This window comes from Pokkaliibacter sp. MBI-7, assembly GCF_029846635.1.
Taxonomy (GTDB): Bacteria; Pseudomonadota; Gammaproteobacteria; order Pseudomonadales; family Balneatricaceae; genus Pokkaliibacter.
This window is the reverse complement of the sequence record NZ_JARVTG010000001.1, coordinates 1,260,913-1,281,403: the sequence shown is the minus strand read 5'-3', so window position 1 is coordinate 1,281,403 and position 20,491 is coordinate 1,260,913. Positions and strand designations below refer to the sequence as shown.

General features: G+C 59.7%; 20 protein-coding genes and 1 pseudogene. 6 read left to right on the top strand and 15 right to left on the bottom strand.

What is annotated here, in order from left to right; genetic code table 11:
- Positions 1-20: 20 nt before the first annotated feature.
- From QCD60_RS05735 to QCD60_RS05720, 4 genes are all read right to left on the bottom strand, one after another.
- Positions 21-827, bottom strand: a complete 807-nt coding sequence (locus tag QCD60_RS05735) for an oxidoreductase (RefSeq protein ID WP_279783227.1) — start codon at positions 825-827, stop codon at positions 21-23.
- A 54-nt stretch (positions 828-881) separates the two neighbouring features.
- Complete coding sequence (locus QCD60_RS05730) at positions 882-3,950, bottom strand: efflux RND transporter permease subunit (RefSeq protein ID WP_279783225.1); 3,069 nt, start codon at positions 3,948-3,950, stop codon at positions 882-884.
- Positions 3,947-5,047, bottom strand: a complete 1,101-nt coding sequence (locus tag QCD60_RS05725; protein ID WP_279783222.1) for an efflux RND transporter periplasmic adaptor subunit — start codon at positions 5,045-5,047, stop codon at positions 3,947-3,949. Before QCD60_RS05725 ends, QCD60_RS05730 begins: the two co-directional genes overlap by 4 nt.
- 97 nt (positions 5,048-5,144) lie before the next feature.
- Entirely contained in the window at positions 5,145-5,762 is a 618-nt protein-coding gene (locus QCD60_RS05720) for a TetR/AcrR family transcriptional regulator (protein WP_279783220.1), read from the bottom strand.
- A gap of 88 nt (positions 5,763-5,850) precedes the next feature.
- Here QCD60_RS05720 and QCD60_RS05715 point away from each other — a divergent pair, with 88 nt between their 5' ends.
- On the top strand, positions 5,851-7,311 hold the full coding sequence (locus tag QCD60_RS05715; protein WP_279783218.1) for an efflux transporter outer membrane subunit: 1,461 nt from the start codon (positions 5,851-5,853) through the stop codon (positions 7,309-7,311).
- A gap of 83 nt (positions 7,312-7,394) precedes the next feature.
- Here QCD60_RS05715 and QCD60_RS05710 read toward each other — a convergent pair whose 3' ends face one another.
- Together QCD60_RS05710 and QCD60_RS05705 are read right to left on the bottom strand one after the other, a co-directional pair.
- A complete protein-coding gene (locus tag QCD60_RS05710; protein WP_279783216.1) occupies positions 7,395-8,192 on the bottom strand; it encodes a siderophore-interacting protein in 798 nt (265 codons plus the stop codon).
- A gap of 83 nt (positions 8,193-8,275) precedes the next feature.
- On the bottom strand, positions 8,276-8,545 hold the full coding sequence (locus QCD60_RS05705; protein ID WP_279783214.1) for a hypothetical protein: 270 nt from the start codon (positions 8,543-8,545) through the stop codon (positions 8,276-8,278).
- A 322-nt stretch (positions 8,546-8,867) separates the two neighbouring features.
- Here QCD60_RS05705 and QCD60_RS05700 point away from each other — a divergent pair, with 322 nt between their 5' ends.
- On the top strand, positions 8,868-10,541 hold the full coding sequence (locus QCD60_RS05700) for an aconitase family protein (RefSeq protein ID WP_279783213.1): 1,674 nt from the start codon (positions 8,868-8,870) through the stop codon (positions 10,539-10,541).
- Positions 10,542-10,632: 91 nt separating this feature from the next.
- On the opposite strand, the gene QCD60_RS05695 is transcribed toward QCD60_RS05700, so the two are convergent.
- Together QCD60_RS05695 and QCD60_RS05690 are read right to left on the bottom strand one after the other, a co-directional pair.
- The gene (locus QCD60_RS05695; protein WP_165838438.1) at positions 10,633-10,791 is read right to left on the bottom strand and encodes a DUF1427 family protein; all 159 of its coding nucleotides are present in this window, start codon (positions 10,789-10,791) and stop codon (positions 10,633-10,635) included.
- Between the two features lie 76 nt (positions 10,792-10,867).
- Positions 10,868-11,434, bottom strand: a complete 567-nt coding sequence (locus QCD60_RS05690; protein WP_279783209.1) for an NAD(P)H-dependent oxidoreductase — start codon at positions 11,432-11,434, stop codon at positions 10,868-10,870.
- Between the two features lie 102 nt (positions 11,435-11,536).
- Between QCD60_RS05690 and QCD60_RS05685 the strand changes: the two genes are divergently transcribed.
- On the top strand, positions 11,537-12,382 hold the full coding sequence (locus QCD60_RS05685) for a helix-turn-helix transcriptional regulator (protein WP_279783206.1): 846 nt from the start codon (positions 11,537-11,539) through the stop codon (positions 12,380-12,382).
- Between the two features lie 22 nt (positions 12,383-12,404).
- Here the strand turns inward: QCD60_RS05685 and QCD60_RS05680 are convergent, their stop codons facing one another.
- Complete coding sequence (locus tag QCD60_RS05680) at positions 12,405-13,277, bottom strand: LysR substrate-binding domain-containing protein (protein ID WP_279783204.1); 873 nt, start codon at positions 13,275-13,277, stop codon at positions 12,405-12,407.
- Between the two features lie 197 nt (positions 13,278-13,474).
- Here QCD60_RS05680 and QCD60_RS05675 point away from each other — a divergent pair, with 197 nt between their 5' ends.
- From QCD60_RS05675 to QCD60_RS05665, 3 genes and pseudogenes are all read left to right on the top strand, one after another.
- The gene (locus tag QCD60_RS05675) at positions 13,475-14,632 is read left to right on the top strand and encodes a methionine aminotransferase (RefSeq protein ID WP_279783202.1); all 1,158 of its coding nucleotides are present in this window, start codon (positions 13,475-13,477) and stop codon (positions 14,630-14,632) included.
- Positions 14,633-14,800: 168 nt separating this feature from the next.
- On the top strand, positions 14,801-15,640 hold the full coding sequence (locus QCD60_RS05670) for a transporter substrate-binding domain-containing protein (protein WP_279783199.1): 840 nt from the start codon (positions 14,801-14,803) through the stop codon (positions 15,638-15,640).
- A gap of 120 nt (positions 15,641-15,760) precedes the next feature.
- Positions 15,761-16,754 (top strand): annotated as a pseudogene (locus QCD60_RS05665) (IS630 family transposase).
- 313 nt (positions 16,755-17,067) lie between these two features.
- Here QCD60_RS05665 and QCD60_RS05660 read toward each other — a convergent pair.
- The 6 genes from QCD60_RS05660 to QCD60_RS05635 form a co-directional block, all read right to left on the bottom strand.
- Entirely contained in the window at positions 17,068-17,667 is a 600-nt protein-coding gene (locus tag QCD60_RS05660) for a hypothetical protein (RefSeq protein ID WP_279783197.1), read from the bottom strand.
- Between the two features lie 95 nt (positions 17,668-17,762).
- Positions 17,763-18,143 (bottom strand): macro domain-containing protein, encoded by a 381-nt coding sequence (locus QCD60_RS05655; protein WP_279783195.1) that lies wholly within the window; start codon positions 18,141-18,143, stop codon positions 17,763-17,765.
- 97 nt (positions 18,144-18,240) lie between these two features.
- Complete coding sequence (locus QCD60_RS05650; RefSeq protein ID WP_279787889.1) at positions 18,241-18,582, bottom strand: DUF4433 domain-containing protein; 342 nt, start codon at positions 18,580-18,582, stop codon at positions 18,241-18,243.
- Positions 18,578-18,793 carry a DarT ssDNA thymidine ADP-ribosyltransferase family protein gene (locus tag QCD60_RS05645; protein ID WP_279783193.1) on the bottom strand — a complete coding sequence of 72 codons (216 nt, stop codon included), beginning with the start codon at positions 18,791-18,793 and terminating at the stop codon, positions 18,578-18,580. The genes QCD60_RS05650 and QCD60_RS05645 overlap by 5 nt, the downstream gene beginning before the upstream one ends.
- 670 nt (positions 18,794-19,463) lie before the next feature.
- Positions 19,464-19,883, bottom strand: coding sequence for a secondary thiamine-phosphate synthase enzyme YjbQ (locus tag QCD60_RS05640; RefSeq protein WP_279783191.1), 420 nt, complete (start codon positions 19,881-19,883; stop codon positions 19,464-19,466).
- A 63-nt stretch (positions 19,884-19,946) separates the two neighbouring features.
- Complete coding sequence (locus tag QCD60_RS05635) at positions 19,947-20,459, bottom strand: DUF695 domain-containing protein (RefSeq protein ID WP_279783189.1); 513 nt, start codon at positions 20,457-20,459, stop codon at positions 19,947-19,949.
- Positions 20,460-20,491: the final 32 nt, after the last annotated feature.

Here is a 20,491-nt window from a genome sequence, read left to right as displayed (position 1 = left end):
TACAGCGGTGGCTGACACGCTCAGGCCAGACCAAAGGTCTTTCTCAGTCCCTTGCTGACCGGGCCTGCTGGCATAAAACGGCGCAACTTAGCGAGTAAAGAGGCTTCGCCTTTGGGGGTATGGCGCATTTTCCAGGCACCCAGGCCCGCCTCGACGATGGTGGTGGCGACGCCCTCGGGTTTAGGGGCTTTCTGCACATTCTCCTGAATGGCCGTCGTGACCACGCTGCGCTCCTGCTGGTAGTCACTGATGGTGGCGGCCGTGACCGGTGCATTGAGGTCCATATTGGTCTTAGTGAAGGAAGGCTCAACCAGCGCAACGCGAATGCCGAACGTGCGCACCTCGTGATCAAGGGTTTCGGACAGCCCCTCAACCGCATGCTTGGAGGCTGAATAAAGCGCCATGTAAGGTGCCGGCAGAAAGCCCAGCACTGAGCTGACGTTGACGATGCGCCCGCTGCGCTGCTCACGCATCTGCGGCAGCACTGCCCTGATTACCCGCAGGATGCCGAACAGGTTGGTATCAAACAGCGTTTGAGCCTCCGCCACCGAGGTCTCTTCTGTGGCCCCGAGCAGGGTCACACCGGCACTGTTAATCAGCACATCAATGCGTCTGGCCTGCGCGATGATGCTCTGGACAGCGCGTTCGACCGAGGCTTCGTCACGGACATCCATCTCGATCAGGGTGACGCCCTGAAGCTCATGAGTGCGTGCAATGCTGCGCACGGTGCCAAATACCCGGCAGCCCTTTTCGACAAACTTCTGCGCAGTGGCACGGCCAATCCCTGAGGACACACCGGTCACGACAACAACTTTGGAAGATGACATGGCTATTCCTTTGAATGAGTCAGTTTTTGCATGAGTTAAAGTGCATAGCGATGATCAGGGCTGCCGGGCGGCAGGCCTGATCCTGAACCAGATGGAGTACATGGCCGGGAGGAAGACCAGGGTCAGTACCGTTCCGGCCAGCGTGCCGCCAATCAGGGTGTAAGCCAGCGTTCCCCAGAACACCGAATGAGTCAGCGGAATAAAGGCCAGGATGGCCGCCAGCGCCGTCAGGATGACGGGTCTGGCCCGTTGTACCGTGGCTTCGACCACCGCCTGAAACGAGTCGAGCCCGGCCTGTTCGTTTTCACGAATCTGCCCGATCAGGATCAGCGTGTTGCGCATCAGAATGCCCGACAGCGCAATCAGGCCCACCAGCGCATTGATGCCAAAGGGCTGGTTGAACAGCAGTAGCGTCGGCACCACGCCAATCAGGCCGAGCGGGCTGGTGAGAAACACCATGACCATCCCCGCCAGCGAGCGTACCTGCAGCACAATGATCAGCAGGGTGATGGCAATCATGATGGGGAACAGCGGCAGCATGGCGGTCTGCGCCTTGCCGGACTCTTCGATGGAACCGGCCTCGATGATCTGATAGCCACGCGGCAGCTTGGCGACGATGGGTTTAAGCAGGGCGGTAATCTGTGTCGATACATCGGGCGGCTGTAAACCTTCGGCGATGTCACCGCGCACGGTAATGGTCGGCATGCGGTCACGCCGGCGGATCACCGGCTCTTCCATACGTACCTCAACGCGGCCGATCTGCGACAGCGGGATGCGCTGGCCCTCGGCTCCGGCCACGGTGAAGTCACCGATGCTGGCCGGATCAAGCCGGGCGCCGCCGGCGGACCGTGCCAGCACCTGCACGGTACGGATGTCTTCACGCACGGTAGTGATGGGGATGCCGCTGAGCAAAAACTGCAGTTGCTGTGCTACCGCCTCGGAGTTCAGGCCCAGTGCCTGCAGGCGGTCCTGCTGCAGGGTGAAATGCAGCGTTGGCACGCGTACGCCCCAGTCGGTGTTGACGGTGCGCATCTGCGGGCTGGCGCGCATGACCTGCTCAACCTCATCCGCAATCTGACGCAACACCTGCGGATCAGGCCCGGACACCCGGTAGGCCACCGGGAAGGGGGAATAGGGACCGAACACCAGCTGGGTGGCACGCAGCCGGGCCTCGGGGACGAGGCCGTCTGCGATGGCCTGGCGCAGGCGGAATTTCAGTGCTTCGCGCTGTTCCTGACTGTCGGTACGCACCACGATTTTGGCGAATGACGGGTCAGGCAGCTCGGGGCCCATGGCGAAGAAAAACCGGGGGGCGCCCTGACCGATGTAAGTGGTCACAATCCGCGCCTCCTGCTGCTTACTCAGCCAGGCTTCCACTTTGGCGGCAGCATCGCTGGTCTGGGTAATCGAGGTGCCGTAGGGCATCTGCACCTCGACCATTACCTCAGGGCGGTCAGAGATGGGGAAGAACTGCTTCTTGACCACCGACATTCCCACGATTGCCAGCGTAAACAGGCACACCACCGCACCCGCTACCAGCCACTTTCGCGCAATCACCTGCGTCAGTATGCGGCGGAACTGGTTATAACGGCGGGTATCGTAAATCGCACTATGACCACCTTCGATGGTCTTGAAGTCGGGCAGCAGTTTCACCCCGAGATAGGGGGTGAAGACAACGGCCACTACCCAAGAAGCAATGAGGGCAATACCGACGATCCAGAACATGTTGCTGGTGTATTCACCGGCGGTGGAACGGGCAAAACCGTTAGGCATAAAGCCCACCGCGGTGACCAGCGTCCCCGACAGCATGGGGGCGGCCGTATGGCTCCAGGCATAGGCGGAGGCTGCCACGCGGCTGAAGCCTTCCTCCATTTTCACCACCATCATTTCGATGGCGATGATGGCATCATCCACCAGCAGGCCGAGCGCGAGGATCAGCGAGCCGAGGGTAATGCGGTCAAAGTTTTTGCCGGTGGCCAGCATCACCACAAACACGGCGGCCAGCGTGAGTGGCACGGCCGCCGCTACCACGACGCCCACCCGCCAGCCCATGCTGATAAAGCACACCAGCATGACCACCAGCAGGGCGACGAAGAACTTGATCATGAATTCGTCGACCGAGGCGCTGATATTGACCGCCTGATCCGTCACCTTGGTCAGGCTCATACCGACCGGCAATTCTGCGTTGATCGCGCTGATTTCGCTGTCCAGTGCTTTGCCCAGATCCAGCCCGTTCCAGCCGTCGCGCATAACGATGCCCAGCAGCAGGGCGGGTTCACCGCCACTGCGGACAAGGAAGGTGGCGGGGTCTTCATAGCCGCGGCTGACGCTGGCGATGTCAGATAGCTTCAGCGTGCGGCCTTGTGCCACCACAGGGGTGTCCCTGATCTTCTGCAGATCATCGAACTGGCCATCCAGACGGACAAACACCTGCGGGCCGCGGGTTTCGATGGCGCCGGCCGGGGTCAGGGCATTCTGACTGGCCAGTGCCGAAAACAGGGTCTGCGGGCTGATGCCGAGGGTGGCTAACCGCTGGTGGGAAAACTCGACATAGATACGTTCGGGCTGCTCACCGATGATATTGACCTTCTTCACACCCGCCACATGCAGCAGCTGCTGGCGCAGTCCCTCGGCATCACGCACCAGATGGCGCTGATCTTCGCCTTTGGCTTTCAGCGCAAACAGGGCGAACGTCACATCGGCGTATTCATCGTTAACGAAAGGCCCGAGTACGCCCGGCGGCAGGTCAGGGACTTCATCCCCCACTTTTTTACGCGCCTGATAGAACTGCTCCTGTACCTCTGACGGCGGTGTGCTGTCGAGCAGCGTCAGGGTAGTGAACGCCAGCCCCGGGCGGGTATAGGTTTCCGTGCGTTCATACCAGCGCAGCTCCTGCAGGCGTTTCTCAATCTTCTCTGCCACCTGATCCTGCATCTCCTGCGCGGTGGCGCCCGGCCAGGCGGTGACGATAGTCATCACCTTGATGGTGAATGCCGGATCTTCAGCACGGCCGAGCTTTAGAAACGCCAGCACGCCCGCGACGGAAATCAGCAGGATCAGAAACAGGGTTACCGCGCGCTCGCGTACCGCAAGGGCGGAGAGGTTGAAGCGCCCGCTGCTCATGGACGACCTCCGGCGACAGAGTGGCTTCCTTCGCTCAGCATTCTGACCTGCTCGCCCTCCCTGAGGAGATGGGCGCCAAGCGCGACGATCTGCGCACCGAGGGGCAGATTGCTCTCGACCTGCGCCGTCTCGTCGGACAGGCTGAGAATCGTGACCGGATGCCATTGTGTGGTCGCCGGGTCACCCGCGACCGCCCAGACGCCTGGCCCGGAGCCAGCGTCAAACAGCGCGCCAATCGGCACCTGGACGGCGGAGGCAGAGGTATTGCCGGCAGGAATGGCGACGGTGACAGTGGCACCCAGCGGCGCCTGTGCCTGCACGCCTTCAAGGATGTATCGGGCTTCATAGGTGCGCGTCAGCGGGTCTGCCGCATCAGACAGCAGGCGCAGCCGGGCGGGCAGGGCGTTGTGCGGATCACCGTACAGTGTGGCCTGCGCAGAAGAGCCGACCGCAGGTCTCAGGGTCTCGGGCAGATACACCACGGCTTCACGCTGCCCGGCCCGTGCCAGACGGATGACAGGCTGCCCGGCCGTGACGACCTGACCGGGTTCCGCGTGTGTGGCCACCACCACTCCATCCGCATCGGCCAGCAGCACGGCATAGCTGGAGGCATTGCCGGCGACACTGGCCTGCGCTTCCGCTGCTTTCAGCTGGGCACGGGCCGCGTCGGCTGCCGCCTTGATCTGGCCATAGGCCGAGGCGGACACCGCCCCGGCGGCGACCAGATCGCGATAGCGGGCTTCGTCGTCAGCGGTTTGCCGGGCATGCACCTGTGCTGCCGCGACGGCTTCTTTCTGTGCTTTCGCCTGCAATCCCAGATCGACAGGGTCTATACGCATCAGAGGCTGGCCTCGTTGCACTGACTGGCCGGTATCGACAAGGCGCTCCAGCACCTTGCCGGAAACGCGAAAACCAAGGTCACTCTGCACCCGGGCAGCAACGACACCGGTGAATGAGCGTGAGGCTGTGGCGGCGTTTTGTACCGAAGTGACGCGGACGAGTGGCGGCTCAGTGCGAGGGTCGGCGTTATCACCGAATGCCGCTGGCGTCAGCGGCAACAGGCAGAAAAGGCAGGAGGCAAGATGGCGTTGAAGCATGGGAACCCTTCTTCACGAAGAAACAGTGTCCCCATTCTTTTTCATGTGACCAAATTAGTCAATGGTCACTATGTGAGATAGTGGTCGTATGACGTCATTACGGTGCCAGACTGCGCAGGATGAGACTGGACAGGTGGCCGGTAGCCTCGGTGGCATGGTCGAGATTGTGCTGCAGCAGCAGTGGGTTGACGTAGGGGCGCATGACCAGATAGATGGCGTTGACGGCCTCATCGAGCGGGGTTTTGCGTTCAAAGTCGCCGGCTTCACGGCCCTCGCGGATAATCTGTAACACCAGTGCCTTGAGGTAGTTTTCATAGGCCTGCACCGATGGCCATGCCTCGCTGGCTGAGGTGGCCGCGATGTCGTAGAGCTTGCGGTCGTGAAAGAACAGGTAGCTGCCGGCTTCCACCAGGGCACGGAACATGCGGCGTAGCTGCTCTGGTGCGGTGGGCACACTGCGTATGGCGTCATCCACTGTGGTCATGATCATCTGCAGGCGATTACTGCAGATCACCTCCCCAATGGCCTGTTTGGAGTCGAAAAACTTGTAGATGTAGGCCTTGGAGAAACCGATGGCTTTGGCCAGATCGGACACGGTGGTTTTTTCATAGCCGTAACGGCCAAAGTATTCGGTCGCGGCCTGCACGATCTGATCCCGGACATCGTGGTCCGAGGGGCCTCGTTGAGGAGGCGTAGGGGTAGGTGAAGTAGTCATTGGGTCAGCTTACCTTCAGCTTTATGGATTGACAATGAGTGACCGATTCATATTATGGTCACTGTCTGGCCCGAGTCCAAGGATCATTATGTTCCCTCGTCGCTCTATTATGTTTTTGCTCTGCACCGGCGTGCTCGCTGGCTGCGCGGTTGGCCCGGAGTATCACCGTCCCGCGGCGCCGCTTCTGACTCATTACGCTGCACAGGAAGCGCAGCGGCGAGAGGGAAGCCCGTCTGCGGCTGAGCTGGCCAGCTGGTGGCAGACGTTCAACGATCCCATGCTGACGCGCTTTGTATCGCTCGCTCTGGAGCAGAATCTGGATCTGGCGCAGGCGCAGGCACGCGTCGCTCAGGCCCGTGCCGGACTTGGGGCCGCCCACGCTGCCCTGTTACCTGCGGCAGATCTGAGTGGCTCTGCCGCCCGAGCCTACCAGTCAGCAGAGACCCCGCTTGGGCAGGTGCTTAATGCTACGCCAGGATACGACCGATGGGGAAATGCCTATCAGACGGATCTGACCGCCAGCTGGGAGGTGGATGTGTTTGGTGGGCTGCGCCGTGGCAGGGAAGCGGCGCTGGCGGATTACCAGGCTTCCCGTGCCGGTGCTGCGGCAACGCGGCTGGCCGTCGCTGCTCAGACGGCAGACATCTACATTACCGTTCGTGGTCTGCAGGCACGGCTGGATATTGCCCGAAAGCAGGTGGCTACCGAGCAGGATCTGCTGGCGAAAGTGGGTTTGCTGTACGCCAGAGGGCTGGCTGCCGAGTACCAGCTGCGGCAGACGGAGGGGGCGCTGGCGCAGGTCCAGGCCAGTATTCCGGTGCTGCAGACTAACCTTGATGTGGCGATGAATGCCATGGACGTCATCGTCGGTGCGCCACCGGGCACTTACCGGTCGGAACTGGCCGTGCCGGCACCGATTCCTGCCACGCCATCACTGACAGCGCTGGGCTCTCCGGCTGAGCTGCTGCAGCGACGCCCTGACCTGATGGTGGCCGAGCGCCGGCTCGCCGCTGCCAATGCCCGCATTGGCGAAGCGATGGCCGGCTATTATCCGCACTTTTCCCTGAGTGGCATGCTGGGCAGTGCCACCGTCATCGCCAGCGGCAATCTGTTCACCAGTGGGGCGGGTGAGGCCTCGGGTGTGCTGGGTCTGCGCTGGCGTCTGTTTGATTTCGGTCGCATCAATGCACAGATTGAGCAGGCTAAAGGGCGGGATGCGGAGGCGCTGGCGGCTTATCGTGAAGCGGTGCTGCATGCCACGGAAGAGGTGGAGAACGCATTTTCAGCGCTGCTCAATCGCGGGGTGCAAAGCACTACGCTGGTTGCCGGTGAGGCGTCCCTTAGCCGAGCCAGAGCATCTGCCTTTGTGGCATATCAGCGCGGCGTGGCCAGTCTGATTGATGTGCTGCATGCCGATGAGACCCTGTTACAGGTCGCCGATGCCAGAGCCACGGCACAGACGGAAACCGCCCGCGCCGCTATCGCTACCTTCAAAGCACTGGGCGGTGGCTGGCAGCCTGTGTCAGCCGGCACACTGGCGGTTCAGTAAGGTGTGGCTGGTGACATCAGCACACTCTGCCGGCATCTCGACCGGCGCAGGCAGAGACAAATGAAGATGGCGAGTACTGCGGATCAGTCTTCCATCTCGGCGCGTTTCTGCACCTGATGCTCGTCTTCCACCAGACCGATTTTCCAGTAGGGGCTGATATAGACGTTGTCGCGGGCAACGCCGCGCTCCTTCAGCACATACTGGCGAATCTTGCGTACCGCATTACCTTCACCGGCCACAAAAATGCTCGGTGTTCCGGCGGGCCACTGTAAGTCCTGCATCTGCTCCAGCAGCTGGCTGCTCTCCTTTTCAGGATGGGCATGCACCAGCCACTTCACTTTGATACCGGCGGGGATGCGCAGTTGTTGTGCATCAGCGCTGCTGGTTACCTCAAAGAAGGCATAACCGACGGCGTCGTCCGCCAGCGATTCCAGAATGGCGCTGGCGGCGGGCAGGGCGGTCATATCGGCGGCAAACAGAAACCAGTCGGCCTGCAGGCTGTTGAGCTTGCGCGGGCCGGGGCCGGCGACGCCGATCATATCGCCGGGCTGGGCATTGATGGCCCATTCACAGGCGGGGCCACCGCGACCTTCAGCATCGGTATGGATAGCAAAATCGATGTCCAGTTCATTGTCTTCCGGGCGGTGCTGGCGAACGGTGTAGGTCCGAACGATAGGGCGGTCTTCCGCCTGAGTGCGGAAAGCCGCCAGATTGGGGGCTTGCTGGCCGGGCTGTGGGATCAGCAGCTTGACGTTGGCGCCTTCCTGACCGACGGGGAAGTCCAGCAGCTGCTCACCCGTCAGCACCACGCGCTGCATGTGGGGAGTCAGGGCATAGCTGCGTTTGACGCTGAGCAGACGGGGAGGAGAACGTTTGATCATAAGAGAATTCCTCTGCCGCTCCCGCTGCCAGATCAGCAGGGGGAACCGGCCATCAGTAATGGCTGAAAGTAGATGACGTAATGCTATTTACCGTCGGCTGCCAGACTCGCCAGTTGCGCCTCCAGCGCGGCCACCCGTGACTCAAGGGTCTCGAAACGCTTGTGACGTTCCAGATGGGCGCTGTTGGTGTGTTTGGAGATGTAGCGCGACAGAATGCGACGAACCACCGTGGCCATGGAGATTTCGGTTTCCATGTCCTCTTCCATTTCGCTTTTCAGCTGGTTAAGGAACTCCAGCTGGTCAGCACTTAAACGGACCGAGACTACCTGGGATTTCTGTTCGTCTTTCATCATCAAAGCTCTGCGGTTTGGCGACTCAGTCTGTTCAGTGACGATCCTGAGCCTGTTGTAATCAGTGGTGACAATGTAAACATGAGGTTTTGTGTATTCAAGGTAAAATTTGTATACGGGTGTGTCGAAGATCTTGTGCGCATGAGCATGGGCGATTGTTCAGGTGCAGCACTGAATCCCGAGCAAAGGTACGCAGCGCTACGCCGTGGAGCATCCGCTGACGCGCTGGGTGTCACCATGGGTGGTTGACTAACCGGGCGGTGATGTTTGTATATTGCATGCCATTATTCCCAGGTATCCTACTGCCCGATTCAAGGAGTTCCCCATGTCGCGTTGTATCCTTGCCGGCCACGCTGCAGGCCCTGTCCTCGCCTGTGATGAAGGGCTGAGTTTCTGGGGTGGGGTGGATGGTGCCAGTGGCCGGGTGATTGATGCCCATCATCCGCTGCATGGCCAGAGTCTGGCAGGCAAGGTGCTGGTGCTGCCGACCAGTCGTGGCTCCTGCACCGGCAGTGGCGTGCTGCTGGAGCTGATCCAGAACGGTAATGCCCCGGCTGCCCTGATCTTTCGTGAGCAGGAAGGGGTGCTGACCCTCGGTGCACTGGTGGCCCACCATGTTTTTGCTGCCACCCTGCCGGTGGTGCAGCTCGACAGCGAGGCTTTCGCCTGGGTCTCGGCACAGGCACAGGTGGCCCTGTCGCCCGGTGAAGTGGTTAGTGGCGGGCGGCATATGGCGCTGCAGCCGGTGGCTGGCGGGCAGCTGCAGCTGTCTGACGCTGATCAGGCCATGCTTGATGGCGAACAGGGCGAAGCCGCACAGCTGGCTATGCGCATCCTGTGCAGTGTGGCTGCTATTGATGGCGCTCAGCAGTTTATTGATATCTCTCAGGTGCACATTGATGGCTGCATCTATGCCAGCCCGGCGCTGCTGCGCTTTGCCCGGCACTTTGACCAGCTGGGAGCCAGAGTGCGGGTGCCCACCACCATGAATGCTATTTCTGTTGATTACGCCAACTGGCGCCAGCAGGGCGTTGATCCGGCCTTTGGCCAGCCTGCCAGTCAGCTGGCCGATGCCTATGTGCATATGGGTGCCCGCGCCAGTTTCACCTGTGCGCCCTATCTGCTGGAGAGCAAGCCTGCTGCCGGTGACCGTGTGGCCTGGGCTGAGTCCAATGCGGTGATCTATGCCAACAGCGTGCTGGGCGCGCGTACTGCCAAACACCCTGACTTTCTTGATCTGTGTATCGCCGTCACCGGACGGGCACCGCTGAGCGGTGTTTATCTGCAGCCACAGCGTGCTGCACGCCGGGTGATTACGGTCGAAGCGATGAGTGACTGGGATGATGCCTTCTGGCCGCTGCTGGGTTATCTGGCCGGGGAGCTGGCGCCGGACCGCATTCCTGTGATCTGCGGAGTCAGTCAGATGGCGCCCGATGAGGATGATCTGAAGGCACTGTGTGGCGCCTTTGGCACCACCTCTGCCGCACCGATGCTGCATGTGCAGGGCGTGACGCCGGAGGCCGACCTTGTCAGCAGTGAGGCCGATCAGCAGCATGTGAGCCGGGCTGATTTCCTGCGGGCCTGGCAGCAGTTCAACAGCGGTGATCACAAGGTGGAGCTGGTGGCCTTTGGCAGCCCGCATTTCTCCCACAATGAGTGCAGGGCACTGGCGCAGCGGATGGCCGGACAGCAGTGTGCCGAAGGTGTCAGCGGTATTGTCACCGTGGGGCGGGCGACGCTGGCGGCAGCCGAACAGGATGGCACGCTGGCCGCCCTGCAGCAGGCCGGGCTGAAGGTGCACCCGGATATTTGCTGGTGCTCCATTTCCGAGCCGGTATTCCCGCCTGACGCTCGTACCCTGATGACCAACTCCGGCAAATACGCCCACTATGCGCCGGGGCTGAGTGGGCGGGCGGTGCGCTTTGGCAGCCTGAGCGACTGCTGTGAGGCACTGGTGAGCGGGCTGGCGCCACAACTGCCACCCTTATGGTTACGCTGAGCAGCACAGCTTCTGAGCGTCAGGGGGGCTGAGTATCAGCAGGTGGTGTGAGCGTACCTGCGTACTGTACTGCGCAGGTATCGCTGGCTGTTCAGCTGAACAGCCAGCGATAGATCACACTGCCGCCAAAGACGCCGACTGCGCCGACGATACCGCTTAAGGTTGGTGGTGCAGGCAGCGGCAGCTTCAGCCAGCTGAAAAACAGCCCTGCGGCCAGTCCGGCCAGCGCGGCATAGAATACGTCCATCATTTTCTCCCGTGAAACCGGTACAGGTACGTCAGGCTCAGAACGCGCTACTGGCGCACAGGCCTGCCGTGGCTGGTGACTATTCGTAGTGAGGCTGCAGGCGGGCGCCGCGCAGGAAATCCTGCAGTGAGCGCTGCAGCGACTCCAATGTGCGGCTGTCGGTCAGCTGGCCATCCGTCAGTTTGTCTGCCACCGCAGAGATGGCGACTTCCTTCACGGGGGGCAGCAGGCAGAGCATCGAAGCAAAGGTCTCGCGCAGCTGAGACTGGGTGCGAACCCCCCCCAGCGGGCCGGGAGCATGGGTGACAAAAAACACTGGTTTACCGGCAAAGCTGCTCTTGAAGGCCGGGCGTGACAGCCAGTCCAGGGTGTTTTTCAGCACACCGGGGATGCCGTGATTGAACTCAGGGGTCACTACAATCACCGCGTCGCTGTCGGCGATCTGCTGGCGGCCAGCGCGCACCACATCGGGTAAACCGGCGTCTTCCATATCCTGGTCGTAATGGGGATAAGCACCGATGTCGAGGCTGCTGATTCTGCTGTCTGCGGGTAGCAGGGTGGCGATGCTGTCGAGAATGATCTGCGAGTAGGAGCCCTTGCGCAGGCTGCCGCAGATAAACGTTACGTGGAAGGCGTTATCGGCCATGTCAGAGTCCTTGATTGCCAGTTGCTTTTGACCTGAGCCAGTTTAATCAGCACTCTGTTGGCTGGCCTTTGCAGGTCAGTCAAAAAGCTTCGGGAATCTGCCATGTTTGCTCCGCCTTCCATTTCTTCAGATGTCCATGCTGCAGGCATCCGCTCTTCAGACTCCGCTGCCCTCCCGCGAACTGTGATCGATGCCATGCGCATCGAGCATGAGGCTGGCAAGGTGGTGGCCGAGCATGATCATGCTCAGGGCCAGCTGGCCTTTGTGCTCAAGGGAGCACTGACCATCATCAGTGCCGAGGGCTGGTGGGTGGCGCCACCGGGACAGGCGGTGTGGGTGCCGCCGCATCTGCTGCACGAGGCGCGCTACAGCAAGAATTCGGTACTGATCAAGGTGCTGCTGGATCTGCAGCGTGGTGCCGGGCTGCCGCAGACCTGCCGGGTGCTGTCGGTATCGCCGCTGATGCGTGAGCTGGCGCTGGCGGCGGTGGATTGCCTGACCGTGCAGACACAGAGTGCCGTGCCTGCGTCTGAGGGCTTGCTGCCGCTGATTATGCCGCTGCTGGTTGAGACAATCCGTACGGCTGATGACTGGGCCTTTCTGCATGTACCTCAGGCACAGGACAGCCGTCTGCGGCTGGCCATCGATTACATCTGGCAGCATCTTCAGGGCAGGCTGGAAATGGCCGAGCTGGCCCGGGTGGCACATTGCAGTGAGCGCACACTGGCGCGGCTGTTCAGTACCGAGACCGGGCTCAGCCCCGGCCAGCTGCGGGAACGGCTGCGGCTGATCCGGGCGCTGGAGTTATTGGCGCAGGGCTATTCGGTCACCCAGACCGCACTGGAGGTGGGTTACAGCAGCCCGACCAGTTTCAGCAGTATGTTTAGCCGGGTCATGGGGCTGTCACCGCGTAGTTATTTGCAGCGCATGGCGGGTTACAGCGGATAACAGGCTGAACATCTGTTCAGGATCAGCGGTCGACCAGCCATCTGGCCAGTGGCTGCAGCTGACTGCGATGACGCGCCGGATAGACCAGATAGTAGCTGAACCCTGTCTCCATCCAGCTGTCAGGGAACGGCGTGATCAGGGTGCCGCGCTGCAGTTCTTCTTCCACCAGGGTGCGATCCCCCATGGTGACTCCCATACCCTGCAGGGCGGCGTTGATGGCCAGATCGAGGGTGTCGAACTGATAGCTGCGTGCCGGGCTGAGGGCCGGGCCGTTGAACTGCAGCAGCCATTGGCGCCAGTCATGCTGATCCCGCGAGGGGTGCAGCAGCGGATAGTGCAGCAGGTCAGTGGCCTGCTGCAGCGGTTGGGCCGGGCGAATCAGTGACGGAATACACACCGGCGTCATGTGTTCGCGAAACAGCTGCACTGCCTCCACGCCCTTGGGCGGCTGACGGCAATAGAGTACGGCTGCGGCGAAATTCTCCTGATCAAACTGCACACCGTGGTCAATGGTGGTGGCCACGGCAAATTGCTGCTCGGGGTACTGTTCCTGAAAGCGCTGCAGCCGCGGCATGAACCAGCGCATGGCGCAGGTCGGCAGCTTGATGTTGAGCAGCGCATCACTGGCACTGGCCCGGGGTTGCAGCGTGGTGCTGATCAGCTCGAAGGCCTGCTGCAGACCTGGCAGGATGGCCTCGCCCTCACGGGTCATGGCCAGCCCGCGGGCCTGACGGCTGAACAGGGTGTAGCCAAGATAGTCTTCCAGATTGCTGATCTGCCGGCTGACCGCACCCTGCGTCAGGTGCAGCTGCTCAGCAGCGCGGGTGAAGTTGAGGTGCTCAGTCGTGACCAGAAAGGTATGCAGGGTTTTCAGCGGGGGCAGACGTTTGCTCATGGCAGCTTCCGGCGGACAACTCAGGGACGGAACGAACGGGATGACGAGGCACTTCAGCCATGCGTTCAGTGCATGGCTGCTATTACATCATTTCGATTGTGAGGAGGCCAGCCTGGGCCGACACTCAAACGCATCCAATACGACACCCTGCTGCGAGAGTGCAGAGCGGTGTAGCAGCAGATTGAACAGGGGATGCCATGTTGCGTTCAGGAATCACATCTACCTCCAAGTTGCCGGATGTAGGCGCCACCATCTTCTCCGTCATCGGTCAGCTGGCCGAGCAGTATCAGGCCATCAACCTGTCACAGGGGGCGCCCAGCTTTCCCTGTGACCCGGCACTGCGGGCGCTGGTCAGTCAGGCGATGGAAGCCGGTCATAATCAGTATTCGGCGATGCCGGGCTATCTGCCGCTGCGCGAGGCACTGGCACTCAAGGTCGAGCAGCTGTACGGCTGCCGCTACGATGCGCGCAGCAATATCACCGTAGTCGGCAGTGCCAGTGAAGGTCTGTACAGTGCCATCAGTGCTCTGGTGCATGCCGGTGATGAGGTGATCTTCTTCGAGCCTGCGTTTGACAGCTACGCGCCCATCGTTCGTCTGCAGGGCGCCACGCCCGTTGGCATCAAGCTTCGGGCGCCGGATTTCCGCGTCGACTGGCAGGAAGTGCGCGCCCGTATCAGCCCGCGCACCCGCATGATCATCGTCAACACGCCGCACAACCCGACCGCCACGGTGTTCGCCGATGAGGACATTGCCGAGCTGGTGGCGGTGACCCGTGGCACCGATATCGTCGTGCTGTCGGATGAAGTCTATGAGCACATCGTTTTTGATGGTCAGCCCCATCGCAGCATGGCCCGTTATCCTGAGCTGGCCGAGCGGGCAGTGGTAGTTGGCTCTTTTGGCAAAACCTTTCATGTGACCGGCTGGCGGGTGGGCTTCTGTCTGGCGCCGGCGGAGCTGACCGAAGAGCTGCGCAAGATTCACCAGTTCATGATGTATTCCGCTGACACACCGATGCAGGTGGCGTTCACGGAGTATCTGGCCGATGCCAGTCGCTATCTGGCGCTGGCCGGGTTCTATCAGGCCAAGCGCGATCTGCTGCGAGATGAACTGGCCGGTTCACGGCTGCAGTTGCTGCCTTCGGCAGGGAGCTTCTTTATGCTGGCCGATTACCGTGCCATCAGCGATGAGCCGGATTCCCAGTTCGTGCAGCGGCTGATTCGTGAAGTGGGGGTGTCCACCATTCCCATGTCAGCGTTCTACTCCGATGGCACCGATCAGGGTGTGATCCGCCTGTCGTTTGCCAAGGATGACGATACCCTGCGCGCCGGGGCACGAGCGCTGTGCCGGATCTGACCGGCGGCGTTATGAAGTTACCCGCATCGGCGCTGAAGGCCGCAGGCCCGGACTGTTGCCACAAGAGCGACAGCCATCCGGCGCTGATGCGTACATTGTTGTGAGTCGACTGAACTACCGGGGGCACCGGGGTGCCCTCTACCTGAGGTAATGAGAGGAGAATTCACCATGCAGCAAGGGTTGAGCCATACCGCTGTATCTGCCGTAGCGACACTGAACAAGGCATCGAAAAAACTGGCCACCGGCCTGCTGGCGCTGACTGCCGCCATGGCCATGTCGGCCAGTCACGCCAAGGAGTGGAAGGAAATCCGCATCGCTACCGATGCTACCTACCCGCCCTTCGAGTCGGTGGCGCCCGATGGCTCGCTGGTCGGTTTTGAAATGGACTATGCCCGTGCCCTGTGTGAAGAAATGAAGGTTACCTGCGTGATCAGCAACCCCGGCTGGGATGCGCTGATTCCCGGCCTCAACGCCCGCAAGTTTGATGCGGTGATGGCCTCCATGAACATTACTGATGATCGCCTCAAGGCGGTGGACTTCAGCGACGTTTACTACCGCATGAAGAACCAGTTTGTCGCCGCCAGTGGCAGCAATATCGAGATCAGCAAGGAGGGGCTGAAAGGCAAGAACATCGTGGTGCAGACCGGCACGCCACAGGAAAACTTTGTGCGTGAGCAGTTTGGCGATGTGGCCCATATCAGCGGCTACGTCAAAGCCGATGAGCCTTTCCTTGATTTGCAGTCGGGCCGCGCCGATCTGACCTTCGGTAACAAGGTACAGATTGACGAAGGCTTCCTGAAAAAGCCCGGTGGTGAAAAGTTCGGCTTTGTTGGCCCGGTCTATGACGGCCGTGACTACCCGGTACTGGGTCGCGGTGTCGCGGTGGCTATGCGCAAGAACGAAGCGGAGTTGAAAGCGATGTTCAACACCGCCATCCAGTCACTGAAAGAGAAGGGCATCACCAAACAATTGCAGGCCAAGTATTTCGACTATGACCTGAGTGAGTGAGGTCACGCGGACGCACGTTCGAGGCGGGCAGCCGGTCTGGCTGTCCGTGGTTTCGTATTGCTGTTATTGATTCGGTCCTCTGAAATTTGAATATTTCCGGACCATGATTGTCTTTAGAGCATGGATAAAGAAGATGCTCGTAAACAAATGCTGGAACAACTGCATGAGCGTCGCAAGCAAGTGGTTCGCCTGTATAAGCGCGACCATCAGGTTATGCAGATCGTCGGCATTTCGGGCCTGAGCTACTCAACGGTGCGCAACACCATTGACCTGTTCGGGAAAGGCGGAATCATGCGGACGCAAAATAGTTGAAGGGCGACCTTTGAGCGGCGAACAGGAGCAAGCCCTTCAGACCACAATGTGTGATAAGCGACCTGAGCAGCTGGAAATGGATTTTTACCTATGGAGTCGTGCTGCCGTAAGTGATTTGATTCGGCGTGAATATGGCATTGAGCTGGGTGTACGGGCCGCTGGCAAGTTACTCAGGCGCAGGGGTTTCACGCCGCAAAAGCCGATCAGGAAAGCCTATGAACCGCGTCCGTCCGTCAGTGGCTGGAACACTACCCGGCGATTGAGGCTCAAGCCAAATCCGAAGGGGGGAGTCCACTGGGGCGGCGAAACAGCGCTGGTCAACACCGAGGTGCGTGGCCGCAGCTATGCACTGGCGGGCAAGACGCCGGTGGGCGGTTCACGTCTGAAGCTGTCGATGATGGCGACCGTGACTAATCAGGGCAAGACACGCTAGATGATCATCGACGAGGCGTTTAATGCGGATCGGCTGATGGAGTTACTGGAAGCCTTGATCAAGGACACCAGGCGTAAGGTATTCCTGATCCTCGGCAATGTGCGTGTGCATCACAGCAAGCCGGTGAAGGTGTGGCTGGCCGGGCGCGAGGTTCACATAGAAGTGTTTTATCTGCCAGGTACAGACCGGAGCTGAGCCCGGAGGAGTGGCTTAACGCCGACCTGAAGCAGGCGTGAGTATGCGCGCACCGGTACGCACCAAAGCCAGATTACGTGTGCCGCCAACGACCACTTGAGCAAGCTGGGAAAATCGCCTGAGCGGGTGTGTGCTTTTTTCCAGGACCCTGTCGTCAAGTATGCGGCAGGTTAAAACATCAAGGGGCCAGATCAATAATCAGAGCCCGGCTATTGGATACCTGTTCACGTATCCATTTCGCCAGCCAGCCAGTCTGGCTCAGCTCAACGCACTTGACACCACGGTCATGCAGCCATTCACGAAGAATATCTGCACCGATTTTTTTATTGTTGTCCGATCCTGCCAGTTGCCAAGGTAGCAGTAGTCCGGCGCGGCCTGGAAAAATGTAACTAGGCGGTTTTGTGTCGCTCGTTCAGGCTGGCCTGCGGTGCTTATGGTTATTGCCCGGAATACGTAATGTGCGTGGGTGCAGAGGTGTCAGTTAGCGTCAGGCAAAGTGCTGCAGGCGTTGCAGTGCATAACCAATATGCGCATCAGTAAAAAGCGCGAGTTTTCTGCTTGCCCATGGTTCCCCTGCGGGCCATTGTGCCATCCCGATTCTGATGGACGGCACATCAGGCTGACAGCCTTGCTGGCTAAGCAGCCAGTCCACTGTGGAGAGCAGCTCCATTCCAAACGGTGACTCAAAGCCATCAATCAACTGGCTGAGCTCTTCAAGGACAGGCAGATAGTCCCTGGCATCGCTGTGCAAATAAGCGCTGACCCTGGCTTGCTCAGCATTATTGAACCAGATCACATCCAGTGGATTGCAGTCAGGGATACGTTTGTCGGCTTGCAGATAGCTGCCATCCAGCACGTTGAGCAGGTGGGTCAGATTGTGGGCATACGGGCCGTAATAGTTGGCCTCAAACTGCAGCTTTAGCACGCTTTGCTGGCCATGCCGGGTCAAGGCGCGCTCAAGGAACCACGCCAGCTTCTGAATCTCCAGCAGGCTGCATTCCATCCCCAGAATCCAATAGCACCGCACCAGCTCAGCTACCATGGCGCGGGCGGGAGTCAGCTTTTTTACGCCAGTGGTTTTCGCCACGTTCTGATAGCGGTGGGTTGGCTCAAAGAGGATGACTTCGACATTATCCAGATCACCCAGCGCCTGCTCGATCTGTGGCTTGACGTCATGCCAGTTCAGGCCACCGTTGCCTGTGCCGAGGGGGGGGGGATGGTAATGGAGCGCACCTGATGGGTGACAATAAAGTGGCGCAGGTCAGTCAGCCCGGCTTCAATCCAGGCTAGTTGTGACTTGCCACACCAATGCTGCTTGGTCGGGAAGTTGATAATCCAGCGTGGCCCCATCAGTTCGCCGGTTTCGGTAACAAACATCTTGCCGGTGACGACTTCTCCGGCTTTGCAAGCCTTGCTATAAGCGTCCATGTTCTGGGGGAAGCGCTCCTTGAACATCAGCGCAATTCCTTTGCCCATAACGCCCACTGTGTTGACCGTGTTGACCGTGTTGACCAGTGCCTCGGCGGGGGCTTCCAGCAGGTTGCCTTGTGTGTAGCGAATCATGAGAAATACCAATCGGGTCTTGCATGAACAGGAAGGTTGAGCTGGCGTTGCCCAAGCCACTGCTTCAACTGCTGCAGAGTGTTGTCATCGTAGCAAATCATACCCGCACTGCTTCCACCGGGCAGTGGCGATGTATTAGTGCCTCGGCCTGATACCGCTCAAACTTGGCAGGGTCATTGACGTCCCTGCTGAAGTTGCGGGCTTGCAGAATAGGCCAGTCAATACGCTGCAAGTCGGCCAGGTCGTGGTAAAACGATGCCCACTGGTAGTAGGCATGCATGTCGGTGAAAAGATAGTTCAGGCCCAGCTCGCGAACACGATGCAGTGACGATACCAGCAGCACAATCTGGTCGCTTGTGCGTTGAGGCACACCACGCCCTGACGTGATATTAAGCAGCATGGGCGAAAATGGTGTGAAGTAAAACGGTACATAGTCAATTCAGATAGCCACCGGGCGTGAAGGGTACAGGGTGGGTAGCACGCTTGCTGATCAGCTCTGGGTTGCCAATTGGAGTCCATGTGGGGCAAGTCACGGTGCTGTTGCCACAATGCAAACCGTTATCCAGCAGCCAGGGGATATTGTCACGGTGCACAATACGCCAGATCAGGGCTTTCTCCGGGTTAAGGGTGGCACTGTAGTTATAGCTCATCCGCTTCTTTACTCATCCAAATTTTTGTCGGGTCAGAGTGTTATTAGGTTATGTAATGGAGCGAGTTTGTGGTGCACATGGTGGCTGCTTCTCTGGTCACAAAGTTAAATGCGGCTCTAAATACGCCACATATACCCGCTTATTTGCGGCGTCAGCATAAAAATGCAGGCGGTAGCCGCCAGGCAGTTTTACATGATTCTCGCAATAGACCTGCCGCCCATCATCTAACCAAAACATGCGTTCTTTTTTTGGGTCGTTAAGTCTTCATGCTGGACGGAGGTCCGCTGTATTTCGCGGTTACCGGGGGGGGCGGGGCTGTGCGCTTCAAAGGCGCGCGGTATCGAGCCCGGCGGCTTTCAGACGTTGAGTCAGGTTGCGCATTTTGCTGAATCTGTGTCAAAACTCTGGCTCAGCTCTACGCCCTCACAAAACTCCTTGGCAGTGATGCGCTGCAGCTCGTCAGCATACTTGATCATCAGCAGATGCAGTTCGGCGGTGTACTGATTACATGGGGCATCCGCCAGGACCTGCCTGATGCACTGGTATATGTCGCTCTCGTTCATCGTCCGTCTGTACCATCTGCATCGTCATAAAATACAGCTGAATTATATAACTGAACTGTTGAGCACAAGAGACGAATTGGGAAAGGCAATAGCATCACAACAGCTCCTCACTCGCCATTCAGGGTGACGACAATGCGGCGGCTACCGCCCTGATCGCGGTGTTCACACAGATAGATGCCCTGCCAGGTGCCCAGATTGAGCCGCCCCGCACTGATGGGCACGGTCAGGCTGGAGCCGATCAGCACATTCTTGATGTGCGCCGGCATATCATCGTCACCCTCATAATCGTGCTGGTAATAGGGCGCACGCTCAGGCACGTAGCGATTGAAGTGTTCTTCCATGTCCAGCCGCACCGTCGGGTCGGCGTTCTCGTTCAGTGCCAGACTGGCGCTGGTGTGCTGGATAAACAGATGGCAGAGGCCGATGTTGAGGCTGCGCAGGGCGGGCAGCTGCGCCACGATGTCGTCGGTCACCAGATGAAAGCCGCGTGCTCTGGCCTTCAGGCGCAGGGTGTACTGATACCACATGGGAAATCCTTGGGTCGGTATAACGATCAGAGTGCTGCGATGCCTTCCCAGGCACCGCGCCCCTTATTTATGCAGGCCGCTGATAAAGTCCTTGTAGCTGTCCCAGTCTGGCTCCTGCTCCGCCTGTATCTCCAGCGGCAGCCTGGGAAGGCCGGCCAGTGCCTGATTCATACGGCTGAAGAAGCCTTCTTCTGATTTGGCATAGTAGATCCACTGTTTATCACCCTGCCCGGTGGAAACCAGTGCCAGGGTGGCAAAGCCCCAGCTGTTCACACGGGGTTCCAGCAGCTTTTCCATTTCACTCATACGGGTGCTGGTGGCCGTGTCGGGCATGCCGTTTGCGCTCTGGTACTTCCAGTCGATAGTGATTTTGACCGGCTGTGTCGCGGTAGCAAAGTTAGGTGGCAGGCTTTTCAGGTAGCGGAAGGTCAGGGTGGTCTGCTGCTGTTCATTTTTGGCGCTGGCCATCGCCCACTGCGGCTTGTTCTGCTGCAACAGGCAGCCGCCCAGCAGGGTTGAAGACACCAGCAGAGCGAGCAGGGCAGCGGGGCGGGCGTAGGGCAACGGAACAGGCATTATCTCTCTCCGATAAACAACAGCTTCGATAG

Coding starts and splice junctions, on each gene's coding strand:
- QCD60_RS05640 (WP_279783191.1), bottom strand. CDS start 19,883: ATGTGGTATCAGTACACCCTGCGCCTGAAGGCCAGAGCACGCGGCTTT.
- QCD60_RS05695 (WP_165838438.1), bottom strand. CDS start 10,791: ATGATGGACGTATTCTATGCCGCGCTGGCCGGACTGGCCGCAGGGCTG.
- QCD60_RS05725 (WP_279783222.1), bottom strand. CDS start 5,047: ATGCTTCAACGCCATCTTGCCTCCTGCCTTTTCTGCCTGTTGCCGCTG.
- QCD60_RS05670 (WP_279783199.1), top strand. CDS start 14,801: ATGCAGCAAGGGTTGAGCCATACCGCTGTATCTGCCGTAGCGACACTG.
- QCD60_RS05685 (WP_279783206.1), top strand. CDS start 11,537: ATGTTTGCTCCGCCTTCCATTTCTTCAGATGTCCATGCTGCAGGCATC.
- QCD60_RS05700 (WP_279783213.1), top strand. CDS start 8,868: ATGTCGCGTTGTATCCTTGCCGGCCACGCTGCAGGCCCTGTCCTCGCC.
- QCD60_RS05715 (WP_279783218.1), top strand. CDS start 5,851: ATGTTCCCTCGTCGCTCTATTATGTTTTTGCTCTGCACCGGCGTGCTC.
- QCD60_RS05655 (WP_279783195.1), bottom strand. CDS start 18,143: ATGATTCGCTACACACAAGGCAACCTGCTGGAAGCCCCCGCCGAGGCA.
- QCD60_RS05635 (WP_279783189.1), bottom strand. CDS start 20,459: ATGCCTGTTCCGTTGCCCTACGCCCGCCCCGCTGCCCTGCTCGCTCTG.
- QCD60_RS05705 (WP_279783214.1), bottom strand. CDS start 8,545: ATGATGAAAGACGAACAGAAATCCCAGGTAGTCTCGGTCCGTTTAAGT.
- QCD60_RS05720 (WP_279783220.1), bottom strand. CDS start 5,762: ATGACTACTTCACCTACCCCTACGCCTCCTCAACGAGGCCCCTCGGAC.
- QCD60_RS05645 (WP_279783193.1), bottom strand. CDS start 18,793: ATGAGCTATAACTACAGTGCCACCCTTAACCCGGAGAAAGCCCTGATC.
- QCD60_RS05730 (WP_279783225.1), bottom strand. CDS start 3,950: ATGAGCAGCGGGCGCTTCAACCTCTCCGCCCTTGCGGTACGCGAGCGC.
- QCD60_RS05675 (WP_279783202.1), top strand. CDS start 13,475: ATGTTGCGTTCAGGAATCACATCTACCTCCAAGTTGCCGGATGTAGGC.
- QCD60_RS05735 (WP_279783227.1), bottom strand. CDS start 827: ATGTCATCTTCCAAAGTTGTTGTCGTGACCGGTGTGTCCTCAGGGATT.
- QCD60_RS05710 (WP_279783216.1), bottom strand. CDS start 8,192: ATGATCAAACGTTCTCCTCCCCGTCTGCTCAGCGTCAAACGCAGCTAT.
- QCD60_RS05690 (WP_279783209.1), bottom strand. CDS start 11,434: ATGGCCGATAACGCCTTCCACGTAACGTTTATCTGCGGCAGCCTGCGC.
- QCD60_RS05680 (WP_279783204.1), bottom strand. CDS start 13,277: ATGAGCAAACGTCTGCCCCCGCTGAAAACCCTGCATACCTTTCTGGTC.